Here is a 13,338-nt window from a genome sequence, read left to right as displayed (position 1 = left end):
AAAAAATAATTCATATATGTACAGAGCAATTTGCATTCCAAATCCTATAAATATTAATGATTGCCACACTTGCATTTTTCTTCTCCACATTTACCTTTTTTATTGGGCAAAAAGGTATCTTTAAATAAACGTATTAAATAAATCACTGAAAAAATTACAATTGCTAAAATAAAAATGTATTGTATATAAATATTCATACTCAAATTATTATTTAGATTTATTCTAACAAAGATACGTTATTAAATATTCTAAACATTTTTTAAAACATTTTTTTTAATATCGGAAGCTTCTTCAATACGTATTTAGTTAATATAGTTGTAATAAATACCGTAATTACTATAGAAAGAAACCATTTAATAAAAATAGGAATATTAGTATTAAGTAAGAATTGCAAAATTAACATTAATATTATTTGATGTAACCAATAGATTCCATAAGAATAGGGAGAAAAAAAATGAATGATTTTTTGCACTGATCCATGAATTCTCATACATAGAGTAATCAATAAAAAAGTTATGGATACAGATGCTAAACTATAAAAAATAGCCTCAGCGATTTGTTTTTTCCCATCGGTAATAGGATTGAATAGGTTCATTTGAATTATAATAACGCCCACCATAGAAATAAAGGAAGAGGGAAAAAAAATTTTTAAGGAGGGTTTCCAACCATCAACTTTAAACCAATGCTTATTTTGAGCATAAATCCCTAAGAAAAACATTAAAAAATAGCCCATAAATCTCGCCGGTTGAAAATACAATAGATAACCTACATTGGTCCATCCATTCGCAGGCTTATAATATCGAGTAGATAAAAAATAAGCTACAGCAGTAAGAAAAATTGTGAAAAATATCATCCTTGAGGTAGCAATATTTAATAACTTAATTTTTTTTGGTGATGCCCACGCATAGATGATAAAAAATAAAAATAAAACCCCTAAAAACCAGTAATGGGCTTGCTGATAAAATACTCCTAAGAAATCATTCAAGTAAAATGATATAAAAGGGATTGAAGGATAACCATAAGCAGACATGGTTAGTCTGGAAAAAAATGGAGCTACAAATAGGACTCCTAACATCCAAGGAATGGCTATATGTATTGTTTTATTTCTTATAAAAGAGAGCGTCCCTCTTTTCTTCAAAGAATTCGGCGCAAAATATCCTGAAAGAAAAAAAAGAACCGTCATAGGGAAAGTATCCAAAATTATGACTAAATAAGTAAAACCTAAACTTCTTTTAGGATTGATTACATACCACCACTCTGGTACATAATCCATGAAAGTCATTGCAGCATGCAGAGCAATGACAAGAACTACCATAGCAAAGCGAAGGTTATCTATACCCATTTCTCTTTGATTTTTCATAATCCTATCCGTAAAATTTTTAAATACCTATCATTTAACATACCATTTACCTCATTGGCTCACATAAATAACACAGTATATATTTTTTATTTGCTTTAAAAAAAACTTATTTTTGTAAATATTAAATTTGAGAACCATACACTATGTTCAATACCGATGATGAGGAACAAGATCATTTTTCCCCTACTGAATATACTCCTTTAAGAGAGGATGCTTTTACAATTTCTCCTGAAAAAAAACAGGAATTGATCCAGCACCACTTTACGGAAATTATGAAAATTCTAGGGCTAGATATGAAAGACGACAGTTTGAAAGACACTCCTAAAAGAGTTGCTAAAATGTATGTGAATGAAATTTTTGGTGGCTTGCTTCCTGAAAATAAACCTGCCATATCTACTTTTGATAATAATTATAAATACAAGCAAATGCTTATTGAAAAAGATATCACGGTGTATTCAACTTGTGAACATCATTTTTTACCTATTATAGGTAAGGCACATGTGGCTTATATTTCTAACCAAAAAGTTATAGGTTTATCTAAAATAAATCGTATAGTAAACTACTATGCCCGAAGGCCTCAGGTACAAGAACGTTTAACTCGTCAAATTGTGGAAGCTTTAAAGGAAGCTTTAAATACTAAGAATGTTGCTTGTGTTATTGATGCTAAACATTTATGTGTAAATTCTCGAGGAATTAAAGATACCAACAGCAGTACAGTCACTGCTGAATTAAGCGGAAGCTTTCAAACCAACCCAACCACTCGAAAAGAGTTTTTACATTATATTGGGATTGATTCTCACTTTAAAATTTAATTTATGCGTACCTATAAAAATAACAAAATTAAGCTATACAATTCCTTGCATAAACAAAAAGAAGATTTTGTGCCTGTACACGATGGATTTGTTGGCATGTACGTTTGTGGACCTACTGTATACAATAAGGTGCATTTGGGCAATTGTCGTACATTTTTATCTTTTGATATCATTAATCGTTATTTAAGACATTTAGGATACAAAGTTAGGTATGTTAGAAACATAACGGATGCCGGTCATCTTTTGGACAACGAAGAAGATAAAATTTCTAAACAGTCGGTATTAGAAAAACTTGAACCCATGGAAATTGTGCAAAAATACACCTTAAATTTCCACAAGGTTCTTGAACTTTTAAACCTTTTACCTCCAGATATTGAACCCACGGCTACTGGACATATTATTGAGCAAATTGAATTAATTAAAAAATTAATTGAAAAAGAATATGCCTATGTATCGGAGGGTTCCGTGTACTTTAATGTAAAAAAATATGATGATGATGGAGGAAATTACGGTGAACTTAGCAAACGTAAAATTGAAGATATGGCTGCCAATACCCGGGAGCTAGATGGTCAAGACGAAAAAGAAAGCCCTCAAGATTTTGCTTTATGGAAAAAAGCATCTCCAGAACATATAATGAGATGGTCTTCCCCTTGGAGTGAAGGTTTTCCAGGCTGGCACTTAGAATGTACAGCAATGAGTACAAAATATTTAGGCGAAGAATTTGATATTCATGGTGGTGGTTTGGATTTAAAGTTTCCACATCACGAATGCGAAATTGCACAATCCAAAGGTTGTTTTAATAAAGAACCCGTACGATATTGGTTGCATGCGAATATGCTTACTTTAAATGGTCAAAAAATGAGTAAATCTACGGGAAACACCATTCTTCCTGAAGAATTAATTTCTGGGGATAATTCATTTTTTGAAAAGCCTATCCATCCTATGGTCATACGTTTTTTCTTTTTACAAGCACATTACCGAAGCGTTTTAGATCTTTCTAACGATGCTATGATGGCTGCTGAAAAAGGTTTTTTAAGACTTACCTCTGCCATAGATAAACTTAGAACTATAAAACCATCGTCAACCTCAAGTTTCAACGTTTATGAATGGGTAGATAGTTGTTACGATGCATTGAATGATGATTTCAATACACCTGTTTTAATTTCTCATTTATTTGATGCCGTTAAACTAATCAATAGTTTAGATCTTAAAAATGAAACACTTTCGGAATCTGATTTACATATATTCACGCAAGCCATTCACAATTTCTTTTATGATGTTTTAGGGCTTGAATTGTTGACAGATCGCTTAAATGATAACGATAAACTTGACCAAACAATTAAAGTTTTAATTGATTTAAGAAATAAGGCTCGATTGGAAAAAGATTGGAGTTTATCTGATGAAATTAGAGATCGTTTAGCGGCTAAGGGTATCGTGTTAAAAGATGGTAAAGAGGGTACCACTTATGAAATTGAATAACAATTTATTAAAACTTATATGAAACTTAAATATTTATTTTTATATAGCGTTGGGATATTCTTCTTATTTTCCTGTTCCCAGAATAAACAACAAGAGAGAACCTCTATTATACCTGCGGAAGATATTATCAACGTTTCAGTTGCTAAAAAAGCAAAAGCTAAAATTACTGGCGAGAGAATGGCTATCAACATTGGTAATTCTGACTCTGATGTTTGGACAATTGTCTACACCGATGATCAAGGCAATATACATTCAACAATTTTAAGAAAAAATTCAGACAATTTAAACCAAATAGGAGATAGTATAACTATATATTATGACGATAGTACTCCTCAAAGTTTACCAATTTTCGAAAGTCAGTATTTAAAATTAGCGAAATAATTAGTAAACCAAGCTTAATCAAATATTACTTTTTGATATAACCTATAATGGTATTTTGTTAAATTAATAAACAGGATTGAAATTTTTAATCTTAATAATATTATACTAAATCTTCTATCGGAAGATGAATAAAATTAGGATAAACTTTATTTACTTTTTCTTTCAACGAAATTTCAGAATTGGTTGTGGAAAGCGCTACAACTTCCATACCTGCTTTCAAACCAGCTTCAATACCGGCAAAGGAATCTTCAAAAACTAGGCATTCACTAGGCAAAGAATTTAATTTTTTAGCCGCTAATAAATAACATTCCGGGTCTGGCTTACCCTTCTTTACATCACTCCCAGTAACAACCACATCAAAAATATTTTCCAAATTCATTTTTCTTAAGGCTATTTCTGTTTTTGGCTTTAAAGAGCTGGTTACTAATCCTAGTTTATAATTATTTAATTTTAACTTATTGATAAATGGTACAACACCAGGGATATTTTCATAGATCAAATCATTGGCTTCAAATTCATAAACTTTATCAAGAATTTTTTGGATTTCAACTTCCGAAGAATTTTTGAAATACCTCTTAATGATATCCGGCCAACGTACGCCTTTAACTTCGCTTAAAAATGTCTCTGACAAGTTATATTCTTCAATAAAAGATTGTAAAAAAATGTCATATTGCACTTCGGTGTTTGCGACTACACCATCCATATCAAACAAAAAAGTTTTAATCATTGATGAGAATTAAAATTTGTTATAAACCTTTAGTAAAGATATATATTTATTTTAATTAAAAATAAATATAATAAATGTGTTCCATTTAAATGCTTTTATCCCTTCAAAGCTTTTTTACCGGGTAAAAATACGGTTAAAAGTCCTATTAAAGGTAAGTAGGAACACAAAGTATATACATATTCAATACTTGTTTTATCGGCTACTTTACCCAAAATTGCAGCTCCTAATCCACCCATTCCAAAGGAAAAACCGAAAAACAAACCTGAAACCGTACCCACCTTACCAGGCACTAATTCTTGAGCAAAAACCAAGATGGCTGAAAATGCTGAGGATAAAATTAAACCTATAAGTATGGATAAGGCAATCGTCCAAGACAAATTTGCGTAGGGAAGTAGCAAGGTAAAAGGTGCTACTCCCAAAATTGAAATCCATATCACGTATTTTCTCCCTATTCTATCTCCTATGGGACCTCCCATGAAAGTCCCTGCTGCTACTGAAAACAAGAAAATAAACAGGTAAATTTGGGAATCTTGCTCAGTCACTGAAAATTTATGCATTAAATAAAAGGTATAGTAACTAGTTATACTGGATAAATAAAAGGCTTTAGAAAAAACTAGGGCTAATAATATAACTAATGAGATTACAACAACTTTTCTAGATAATTTTTTTGTCTCAGACACCTGATCATTATTACTCTTTTTATTTTTATTTTGAGCCGTGTACCATTTGCTGACTCTAAATAATATAATGGCGCCTAATAGAGCACATAAGGAAAAATATCCCATGTTTTGTTTTCCGTACGGGGTAATAATTAATGCGGCAAGTAATGGTCCTAACGAAGTACCTAAATTACCTCCTACTTGAAAAAAAGATTGTGCAAATCCATACCTTCCCCCAGAAGCTAAACGTGCAACTCTGGAAGATTCCGGATGAAAAATTGCCGAACCTATCCCTATCATTGATGCTGCCAATAATATTATATGAAAATTAGTTGCAAAAGCAAGAACAATAAATCCAACCATGGTAATTAGCATACCTATCGGTAAAGAAAAAGGTTTTGGATTTTTATCTGTATAAATTCCGATTAGAGGTTGTAAAAAGGAGGCTGTACATTGATATGTAAATGTTATAAGACCAATTTGCGAAAAGGTTAAAGAAAAATCACTTTGTAAAATTGGATAGATAGCTACAAGTATAGATTGCATCATATCATTTAATAAATGAGAGCCACTGATACTGGTAAGAATAGTTAAATTAGTTTTTTTACTGATCATCTACTTTTTATATGATAACTAAAAAATAATTTCTGCCTACGAATAGGCAGAAATTATAATTTTTTTAGGTTTTAAGAATTATTTATTCAAAGTTACAAAAACTTCTGATAAATAATTTATAATATCTTGCGCCGTCATGGCTTCTTGAGATTTTTTTAATGCTGCAATATCTCCTGCTTTTCCATGTAAATAGCATCCTATAATTGCTGCATCAGTGGGTGAATAAGATTGGGCTAGCAGTCCGGTAATTATTCCGGTTAATACGTCCCCACTACCACCCTTTGCCATTCCTGCATTACCCGTAGGATTGTAGTAACATATTCCTAAAGGAGTTAAAATTGTGGTATAATGTCCTTTTAAAACTATATGGATTTTAAATTCTATAGCTTTTTTTCGCGCCAATTCACATTGTTCTAAACTGGAATTTGTTTTCCCAAAAATTCTTTCAAACTCTTTGGGGTGCGGTGTTAGAATAGAATTTTCTGGAATTGATTTTAATAATTTTTTATCGGTGGCTATAATATTTAAAGCATCAGCGTCTAACACTAAAGGCTTATTTTCATTTTTTAAAAGTTGTTCAAATGCTCCCTTAGTAATATTATCACTTCCTAAACCTGGACCTATCCCTAAAGTATAATCATTAACCAATAATTCGATGGTTTCTACTATTTTTTGTCCTGCACCATGAAAAATGGCTTCTGGAGCTAGTGTTTGTAATATTTGATACCCGCATTCTGGAGCTAATGTATGTACGATTCCTGTACCAACTCTTAATGCTGCATTCGTGGATAAAGCAATTGAACCTACTTGTCCATAACTACCTCCTATAAGTAATGCTTTGCCAAAGTCTCCTTTATGTTCAAATTTTTGTCTTTTACGTATATTATTTTTAATATAATTGTTGCTTATAATAAAGTTATCAGTTGCCTCATTTTTAACAAAATCTTGATCTAAATCTAAATCAATAATATGAACATTACCTGTATATTCCGCACCTTCTTTATGTAAAAACGATCTTTTAATAAACCCAAAAGTCAAAGTTTCATCTGCTTTAAAAATGGTTTGATTTTCTTTAGGAAGTTCATCCGAAGGTAATCCTGAAGGTATATCTATAGAAATTTTTATAGCTGAAATTTGATTGATTTTATCTATGATTTTTTTTTCAATTCCGTCTAAAGATCTATTTAAGCCTATGCCAAACAAAGCATCTATAAGAATAGTAGAATTAAAATTTTCAATTTCAAATGAATCGTTGTCAATAAACTGTACAGATTTAGGAAATCTATCAAAGTTAATTTGAGTATCTTCTGTAAGATCATCTTTAGATTGCAGCATTAGAACTTCCACCTCATAATCCCCCTCTACTAACATTCTCGCTAATGCTAATCCATCCCCACCATTGTTTCCTTTTCCACAAACTACATAGAAACTATAGTCTTTCGTATATCTCTCTGTTATCCACTTGTAGCAGTTGGTAGCAGCTACCTCCATTAAATCTATTGATCTTAAATTTCTGTTTTTTATCGTGTGTTCATCACACAATCTAAGTTGCTCTTTTTTAAAAATTTTCATTAATTTAAATACTTTCTTTTTTCAATCTTTATTTTATATCGTAAATCTCCAACATATACTTTTCCATGGTTCCTCTGCATAATCTATACCTATTCTTGGTGTTTTCTTAATATTTTTAAATGTTTTATAATTTTTAACCCAAATTCTTTTGGAATTATTAATATTTTCTCCATAAAAGCTATGATCCAGCTGTAATTTTTTACCCAACCTTCCAGGACCTATACAATCTTGCACGGATCTTATTAAAACCGCTTGTGGATTTTCCGCTTTCCCCGTTACAAAATTTAACATCCAATATTTACCATAGATTAAATACACATAAATTTTACCCCCGTCATGGTACAGTATCTCCGTTCTCTTAGTTCTTCCCTTGCTTGCATGACAGGCCATATCTTCCTCCCCGACGTAAGCCTCTGTTTCAGTGATAACATATTCATGAATTTCCTTAGTTTCAAAAACTCTTACAATTTTTTTCCCTAACAAACTTTCTGCAACCACTAAAGCGTCTTGATAAAAATAATCTTTACCAACCCTATCCATAAAATATTATTTTATTAGAAGCTTTAAACCAACTCAGCCGATTTATTTTCAATAGAATTAAATTCTTTTAATTGTTTTAAATTATCTAAAGTTACTAAGGCTATTTGACTTAACGCCTCTTCTGTGAAGAAGGCTTGATGTGCGGTAACTAATACATTCGGAAATGATAATAATAATTGAATGGTTTCATCTTCAATAATCGTTTCAGATAAATCTCTAAAAAAAAGCTTATCTTCTTGCTCATAAACATCAATCCCTAATGCTCCTATTCTTTTTGATTTTAATCCCTCTATAATTGCCCTAGTGTCAATTAATCCACCCCTACTCGTATTGATTAAATAAACCCCTTGCTTCATAACACTTATAGTATCCTTATTAATAATATGATGAGTTTCTGGGGTCAAAGGACAATGCAATGAAATTATATTTGATTGCTTTAAAAGTTCTTCTAAGGATACGTAGTTAAAACCTTCACTTATTAATTCATCATTAGGAAAAGGATCATACAATAAAACATGGGTTCCTAATGATTTTATCGTTTTAGCAAAAACCTTTCCTATATTTCCTGTACCAATTACACCTACTGTTTTACCATGTATCGTTGTACCTAACAATCCATTTAAGGAAAAATTTTGCTCCCTTACTCTATTATATGCCTTATGAGTTTTTCTATTAAGAGTTAGGAGCATTGCTAGTGTATGTTCTGCAACAGCTTCCGGAGAATAAGCAGGAACTCTACAAACTTTTAAACCGTTTCTCTTTGCTGATTCTAAATCTACATTATTAAATCCTGCATTTCTTAGAGCAATATATTTAATTCCTTTTTTAACTAGTTTGTTAATTACTTTATCATTTACTACATCGTTTACAAAAACACAAATAGCCTCCGAATCTTCAATAATATTTACAGTGTGCTCATCTAAATTAGATTCAAAAAATTCAAGTTCGAACTTGAATTTTTCATTGCATTCTTTAAAGAATTTAATATCGTACGGCTGGGTCGAAAAAAAAGATATTTTCATGCTTTATTTAATTTTTTTTAATAATTGGTATGAATAAATATTTACAAATCCACTTCTACTTCTCCTCTTATTAAAACTTTTGCTGTTCTAAAAACAGTACCTCTTATAGCTTTTATATCTTCTTTATCCATTTGTATTTCTGAATCAACAGAAAGTGTACCATTGCAATGACCTATAATAATTTCTTCCTTTACAGATTCATCCTTCACAATTTCATTAACAATAGTTCCGGGTATTTTAGCTGCAATTGCTGTGCAAATGCCTCCAGTTATAGCATAGGTTGGATGTAATTTGCCCATGGAAAGCATTCGAGCGGATAAATGATAATCCTTTTTATCAATCTTACTATTATTTACAGTTGTGTAAGTTTCTGGTTTAGAAACAAAACAAAACTTAGGAATTGCTGGTATTTGTTTAGCTTCCTCTAAATTTTTAGCTATGCCCATATAAACAGCAGCCGTTTCACGAATAGCTAACATTTTATCTAATAATTCCTTATTATCATCGATATCCTCAGGTAACTCAACACCTATAATACCTAAATCTTCTGCTTTAACAAAAACTAAGGGATTAGAAGCATCAACCATTGACACTCTGAATTGCCCCAAACCTACAACATCCAAAATATCTACCACATTACCTGTAGGCAATAATTTTCCAGTTACTGCTCCACCTGGATCTAAAAAATCTAACTGTATTTTAGAAGCGGTTCCAGGTACTCCTGAAATTGAATAATCGCCCTCGTAGACTACCTTTCCATCTTTCACAGGCACATGAGCCACTATCTTCTTATTCGTGTTAGTATTGTAAATATTAACTAGGGTTATAGGCTCCTTAATACTATCTACCAATTTTTTTTCAATTGCAAAGGGACCTACTACTGTTGACATATTTCCACAATTTCCCTTACGATCAATCAAAGTTGATTTAGTATCAACTTGCGCAAAAGTATAATTTATAGCATTTACTCCCTCCGTCCGTTTACTTATAATAACTGCCTTGCTAGTGGTTGAAGTCCCTCCTCCTAAGCCATTAATTTCTCTACCAGAAGGATCATTTCCTCCGTAAATATTTGTTAATTCTTTGTCTTGCTCCGTAAGATCTTTAGATAAATCAGATTCTAAGAAGCAACCACCTTTACTAGTTCCTCCTCGCATCCAAGTGCATGGAATTATTTTTTTCATGTTTAACTTTATAAATATTTTTAATATATCAATATTTATACCCTAAATCCTTAATACTTGTTTATTTTAAACAATAGATTTATACTTTAAACTTATTTACATTTATACAAAAAAACTCTGAAATAAATTCAGAGTTTTTAGTATTTTATAAACTTGAAGCAGGCGGATCTTTTTTACAACGTACACTAAATTTTTTATCTAGCGAGTAAGCTTTTGTGTAGATATTATTACTGCTTACACTATAATAACCATTTCTACCATAGCTTTGCTTTACTCCATCTTTTGGGGAAGCTGTACTAGATGTCCATATAAATCCAAAGGTTCCAAAATTCGCAAAGGTTCCACCCAAAACAGTAGCAAAACTATACCCGGCATATAAAAAATTGAATCCTACACGCTCAGTTGGACTTATCGGATTGGATTGTCCAGCATAATCTGTCCCAAGATTTAGACAGGTTTCTTTAACTGCAAGACCAACAATATTGGCAGGAGAATTATTTTCAATACGAGAATAAATACTGTAATTCTTTGAAATCTCACCTATGATATTAGTTCCAGCAATATCCGTAATACCCACTAATTGTGCATACTCAAGGCTCGATGGTAAGTGCCATCCATAAGGACATATACCTTGAACTTTAGAAATATCTTTAGTCATTTCATTAACATTACTATTAATCCTACCCATTGTAGCTGCATTCCAATTGTATAACAAACCAATTCGCTCATCATTGTTAAAGTTTTTCTTATCTTGGGCATTATTGTTATCACCTGTATCTGCTGGATATGAAATGTACGGGGCATTAACTGTAGCAGATTTTACATTAAATATTGGATTAGTAGCTGATACAACCGTACCATCCGATCTTTTAGGATCATATTTTGTAGCAGCTAAATTAGTAATCATCCAACGATTATCATTGGAAAGAGGATCATTGGCTACAAAGCTTCCAGATAAGAATATATTACCATCTTGATCTCTGTGCCAAGCTATTCCACTGATCTCTTGAGGAATATCTATACCAGCAGCTGTATCAGCAGCAGTTCTTTCTTCAAGTGTAGCAAGTGCTAACCAATCCGTTTTAGACTTAACTCCTTTAAATCCCAGAAATTCTACCCATTGAAATAAAGTCCTTGATGCATTAGGAGAACAAAGATAATAGCTCAAAGTTAAATCATTAAACCTAGGTGGATTTTCTGCATCTTTTAAAACCACTGAAGCTGATGTAGACATACCTGAAGGATTTTCAAGAGTAATTTGTAAAGGATTAATATTTGCTTTATCGTCTTCTCTTTCACTACCGAATATAGTTTCATCTAGTACTACAACTTTAGAATCTACTTGTAAACCTTTTACAATTTCTGGGGATGATATATTTGTAACTTTCCATTTGGCATTACTATGTATATTACTCACAACCGATATAGATTCTCCAACTGCAGGAGAGGCAATAGTTTTTTGTTTATGTAAATATTTGCCCTCAACGGTCAAGGCTTTATTGGTTTGATTAACAATAACAGGCTTAAATGCGGTTTGCGTAGTAGAACCATCGCTTACGGAAAAAATATAATTTGATAGATTAGTTTTAAATGGGTTACCAGGTTTTTCATCTTTTACATCCTCTGGAGCCATGGAAGTGGGCATTAACTCTATAATTGCCACTGGAGCTTTATAAATGGATAAATCTACAGGTTGATAATCAACTTTATTATACAGTGCAGAATTTTCTACATTTTGAAGCTGCAATGTAGCTTTTTCATTTTTCCAAGTTACTACAAAGGTCATTTTAGTAATTCCTCTTTTATCTTGACCACTAGGAACATATAGAGTATCAGGATATACAGATATGGGACCCGTTCCAAATTCCCCGTTAGCACATTTTTTCAAAGGAATCCATTCTTCTCCATTCCAAGAATATATACCCTTACAAAAAGGATCAACTTCACTAACATTGTATACTGTTAAGCCAGTATGAATAAGCTTTTGATTACCTCCGTTGTCAGCATCAGCAATTGAAAAGTCACTAAAAGTTAATTCATTAGCATCTACCAATTCAACACGTGGAAGCACCAAACCTCCCTTTGCAGTAATATTATTTGCATCAGGTTCTTGAGCTTTTAAATCAAGAATACTCCCTTTTACAGGCTTAGACAAACTCCCAATTGTTACCTGTGAATTAAATTTTAAGGAAAATAGAAAAAAAATAGAAATAAAATAATAATAAGCTATTTTCATTTTAGTAAATTTTAAATAAATAATAATTGAACAAAAAAAATAAATGACTAAATGCTATTCTTGCAATAACCACTCAGATCCTGACCAAACATATATTCCTTTTTTAAAGGGTAATGTTTCATTTACATTATAAACAATCATACCTGTATGCTTTAATTTTTGTCCTCCCTCATCCAGATCATCAGAAATGGTAAAATCACTAAATGATAATTCAGTGGGACTTTTTAGCTCAACACGTGGAAGTAATATCCCAGCTTTTGCAGTAATATTTTTATTATCAGGATTAAATTGCTTTATATCTAAAATACTTCCCTTTACAGGCTCATTAAGGCTCCCAATGGTGACCTGAGAATTGACGGATAATACAATAAAAAAAAAACAAAATTTTGTAAGAATCTTATAATTGAAACACATAATCTAAGTTTAATTGATAATAAATTTTTATTTTTTACAAATATATAAAAATTTATGCATTATAGTACATAATAATTTTGAATAATAAAACTAAATTTAATATCAAATTAAAAAAATTTATATATTTTCATATACTTAAATCGAACTGCCTATTTGATTTATGAGACGTTAATGAATAATCAATAACGAAAATAAGAGTTAATTATTATATAAAATATATTAATTAGCAAATTTTGGCATGGTATTTAATATATAGTAGGTAAGTAAATTTTTTTCATAATAAATTAACATGTAAAAGACTTTATTGTCTTTACTCTATTTTTAATTGAGCAAGTAA

At 31.2% G+C, this 13,338-nt stretch carries 12 protein-coding genes; 3 read left to right on the top strand and 9 right to left on the bottom strand.

Features of this window, described 5'->3' with window-relative positions; translation table 11 throughout:
• Nucleotides 1-259: 259 nt before the first annotated feature.
• The gene (locus ETU08_RS08700; protein ID WP_146262640.1) at nt 260-1,360 is read right to left on the bottom strand and encodes an acyltransferase family protein; all 1,101 of its coding nucleotides are present in this window, start codon (nt 1,358-1,360) and stop codon (nt 260-262) included.
• 143 nt (nt 1,361-1,503) lie between these two features.
• Here ETU08_RS08700 and folE point away from each other — a divergent pair, with 143 nt between their 5' ends.
• From folE to ETU08_RS08685, 3 genes are read left to right on the top strand one after another with little or no spacing between them, the layout of a single operon-like run.
• Nucleotides 1,504-2,172: a GTP cyclohydrolase I FolE gene (gene folE, locus ETU08_RS08695; RefSeq protein ID WP_146262639.1), complete on the top strand. Its 669-nt coding sequence runs from the start codon at nt 1,504-1,506 to the stop codon at nt 2,170-2,172.
• 3 nt (nt 2,173-2,175) lie between these two features.
• Entirely contained in the window at nt 2,176-3,651 is a 1,476-nt protein-coding gene (gene cysS / locus ETU08_RS08690) for a cysteine--tRNA ligase (RefSeq protein WP_146262638.1), read from the top strand.
• A gap of 18 nt (nt 3,652-3,669) precedes the next feature.
• Nucleotides 3,670-4,032 carry a hypothetical protein gene (locus tag ETU08_RS08685; protein WP_146262637.1) on the top strand — a complete coding sequence of 121 codons (363 nt, stop codon included), beginning with the start codon at nt 3,670-3,672 and terminating at the stop codon, nt 4,030-4,032.
• A gap of 100 nt (nt 4,033-4,132) precedes the next feature.
• On the opposite strand, the gene ETU08_RS08680 is transcribed toward ETU08_RS08685, so the two are convergent.
• From ETU08_RS08680 to ETU08_RS08645, 8 genes are all read right to left on the bottom strand, one after another.
• Nucleotides 4,133-4,759 carry an HAD family hydrolase gene (locus ETU08_RS08680; protein WP_146262636.1) on the bottom strand — a complete coding sequence of 209 codons (627 nt, stop codon included), beginning with the start codon at nt 4,757-4,759 and terminating at the stop codon, nt 4,133-4,135.
• 95 nt (nt 4,760-4,854) lie between these two features.
• The gene (locus ETU08_RS08675) at nt 4,855-6,033 is read right to left on the bottom strand and encodes an MFS transporter (RefSeq protein ID WP_146262635.1); all 1,179 of its coding nucleotides are present in this window, start codon (nt 6,031-6,033) and stop codon (nt 4,855-4,857) included.
• Between the two features lie 78 nt (nt 6,034-6,111).
• Entirely contained in the window at nt 6,112-7,605 is a 1,494-nt protein-coding gene (locus ETU08_RS08670; protein WP_146262634.1) for an NAD(P)H-hydrate dehydratase, read from the bottom strand.
• A 33-nt stretch (nt 7,606-7,638) separates the two neighbouring features.
• Nucleotides 7,639-8,145, bottom strand: a complete 507-nt coding sequence (locus ETU08_RS08665) for a DNA-3-methyladenine glycosylase (protein ID WP_146262633.1) — start codon at nt 8,143-8,145, stop codon at nt 7,639-7,641.
• 23 nt (nt 8,146-8,168) lie between these two features.
• The gene (locus ETU08_RS08660) at nt 8,169-9,167 is read right to left on the bottom strand and encodes a 2-hydroxyacid dehydrogenase (RefSeq protein WP_146262632.1); all 999 of its coding nucleotides are present in this window, start codon (nt 9,165-9,167) and stop codon (nt 8,169-8,171) included.
• Between the two features lie 41 nt (nt 9,168-9,208).
• On the bottom strand, nt 9,209-10,351 hold the full coding sequence (locus ETU08_RS08655) for a 2-methylaconitate cis-trans isomerase PrpF family protein (RefSeq protein ID WP_146262631.1): 1,143 nt from the start codon (nt 10,349-10,351) through the stop codon (nt 9,209-9,211).
• Between the two features lie 145 nt (nt 10,352-10,496).
• Nucleotides 10,497-12,587 (bottom strand): FISUMP domain-containing protein, encoded by a 2,091-nt coding sequence (locus tag ETU08_RS08650; RefSeq protein WP_146262630.1) that lies wholly within the window; start codon nt 12,585-12,587, stop codon nt 10,497-10,499.
• Between the two features lie 54 nt (nt 12,588-12,641).
• Complete coding sequence (locus ETU08_RS08645; RefSeq protein ID WP_146262629.1) at nt 12,642-13,001, bottom strand: hypothetical protein; 360 nt, start codon at nt 12,999-13,001, stop codon at nt 12,642-12,644.
• Nucleotides 13,002-13,338 lie beyond the last annotated feature (337 nt).

The sequence above is a fragment of the Apibacter muscae genome (assembly GCF_007845635.1).
Lineage (GTDB): Bacteria > Bacteroidota > Bacteroidia > Flavobacteriales > Weeksellaceae > Apibacter > Apibacter muscae.
This window is presented reverse-complemented; position numbering and strand designations above follow the sequence as displayed.

What these genes read in the sequence shown, in the direction of transcription:
- ETU08_RS08685 (WP_146262637.1), top strand. Translation starts at nt 3,670, where the DNA reads ATGAAACTTAAATATTTATTTTTATATAGCGTTGGGATATTCTTCTTA.
- ETU08_RS08645 (WP_146262629.1), bottom strand. Translation starts at nt 13,001, where the DNA reads ATGTGTTTCAATTATAAGATTCTTACAAAATTTTGTTTTTTTTTTATT.
- ETU08_RS08670 (WP_146262634.1), bottom strand. Translation starts at nt 7,605, where the DNA reads ATGAAAATTTTTAAAAAAGAGCAACTTAGATTGTGTGATGAACACACG.
- cysS (WP_146262638.1), top strand. Translation starts at nt 2,176, where the DNA reads ATGCGTACCTATAAAAATAACAAAATTAAGCTATACAATTCCTTGCAT.
- ETU08_RS08680 (WP_146262636.1), bottom strand. Translation starts at nt 4,759, where the DNA reads ATGATTAAAACTTTTTTGTTTGATATGGATGGTGTAGTCGCAAACACC.
- ETU08_RS08665 (WP_146262633.1), bottom strand. Translation starts at nt 8,145, where the DNA reads ATGGATAGGGTTGGTAAAGATTATTTTTATCAAGACGCTTTAGTGGTT.
- ETU08_RS08700 (WP_146262640.1), bottom strand. Translation starts at nt 1,360, where the DNA reads ATGAAAAATCAAAGAGAAATGGGTATAGATAACCTTCGCTTTGCTATG.
- ETU08_RS08675 (WP_146262635.1), bottom strand. Translation starts at nt 6,033, where the DNA reads ATGATCAGTAAAAAAACTAATTTAACTATTCTTACCAGTATCAGTGGC.
- folE (WP_146262639.1), top strand. Translation starts at nt 1,504, where the DNA reads ATGTTCAATACCGATGATGAGGAACAAGATCATTTTTCCCCTACTGAA.
- ETU08_RS08655 (WP_146262631.1), bottom strand. Translation starts at nt 10,351, where the DNA reads ATGAAAAAAATAATTCCATGCACTTGGATGCGAGGAGGAACTAGTAAA.
- ETU08_RS08660 (WP_146262632.1), bottom strand. Translation starts at nt 9,167, where the DNA reads ATGAAAATATCTTTTTTTTCGACCCAGCCGTACGATATTAAATTCTTT.
- ETU08_RS08650 (WP_146262630.1), bottom strand. Translation starts at nt 12,587, where the DNA reads ATGAAAATAGCTTATTATTATTTTATTTCTATTTTTTTTCTATTTTCC.